1 protein-coding gene is annotated in these 1405 nt (G+C 56.5%); it reads right to left on the reverse strand.

From position 1 onward, the window contains the following. Positions 1–1405 (reverse strand): immunoglobulin-like domain-containing protein (locus tag ACZRKZ_RS27720; RefSeq protein ID WP_463983199.1); only part of this gene is annotated, 1405 nt, incomplete at both ends.

Genomic DNA, 1405 nt, shown 5'->3' on the forward strand with positions numbered 1-1405 from the left:
GCTTTCATCTTTGAAGACGTCATCAGTTGGAGCGTCGAATTTCGTTTCGCCCGAGAGCTTGCCCTGAGCGATTTCAATCACGGCCCCGTTGCTGAGGGTGACGGTCATGTTGCTGCCAGCGGCGTGGCTCAACGTCGCGGTGTAAGTAACCTGGCCGCCTTCGTTAACTTCGCCCGATGCAGTCAACTTGATGGTCGACGGAGTTTCAGTATCGATAACGGTGGTGCCCGCCGGCTTGTCGCTGACGGTGAGTTTTTCGTACTTGTCGCCGCCGCTGACCACTTGGGTAATGGTGTTGGAAATCGCGGGGTTGACGTAAACGTCCGCCGGAACGGTGATGGTTGCGGTGCCCGACGAAGCGTTGTTGGCGATGGTGATGGTTTCGCCATTGGCCAGTTTTACAACGAGATCGGAGCCCAAGTTGAGGACTGGATTGCCGTCCTTACCAACGAGGCTCGCGGTGTAAACAATATTGCCGCCTTCATTGATGCTTGGGGTGGCGTGGAGCGAAACGGTCACTTCATCAATGGTGTCTTTGACGAGGGTGTCCGCTGCGCCGCCGACAATTTCCAGCTTCTCAAAGCTACCGCCGACGATGCCGTCGGGCTTGATGGTGGCCGAGACGGTGCTTTCATCTTTGAAGACGTCATCAGTTGGAGCGTCGAATTTCGTTTCGCCCGAGAGTTTACCCTGAGCGATTTCAATCACGGCCCCGTTGCTGAGGGTGACGGTCATGTTGCTGCCAGCCGCGTGGCTCAGCGTCGCGGTGTAAGTAACCTGGCCGCCTTCGCTGACTTCACCCGATGCAGTCAACTTGATAGTCGACGGAGTTTCAGTATCGATAACGGTGGTGCCCGCCGGCTTGTCGCTGACGGTGAGTTTTTCGTACTTGTCGCCGCCGCTGACCACTTGGGTAATGGTGTTGGAAATCGCGGGGTTGACGTAAACGTCCGCCGGAACGGTGATGGTTGCGGTGCCCGACGAAGCGTTGTTGGCGATGGTGATGGTTTCGCCATTGGCCAGTTTTACAACGAGATCGGAGCCCAAGTTGAGGACTGGATTGCCGTCCTTACCAACGAGGCTCGCGGTGTAAACAATATTGCCGCCTTCATTGATGCTTGGGGTGGCGTGGAGCGAAACGGTCACTTCATCAATGGTGTCTTTGACGAGGGTGTCCGCTGCGCCGCCGACAATTTCCAGCTTCTCAAAGCTACCGCCAGCGATGCCGTCTGGCTTGATGGTGGCCGAGACGGTGCTTTCGTCTTTGAAGACGTCGTCGGTTGGAGCGTCGAATTTCGTTTCGCCCGAGAACTTGCCTTGTTCAATGGTGATTTTTGCGCCATTGCTCAAGGTAACGGTCATTGGGCTGCCAGCGGCGTGGCTCAGCGTCGCGGTGTAAGTAACC

The organism is Pseudomonas sp. c313 (genome assembly GCF_055407145.1).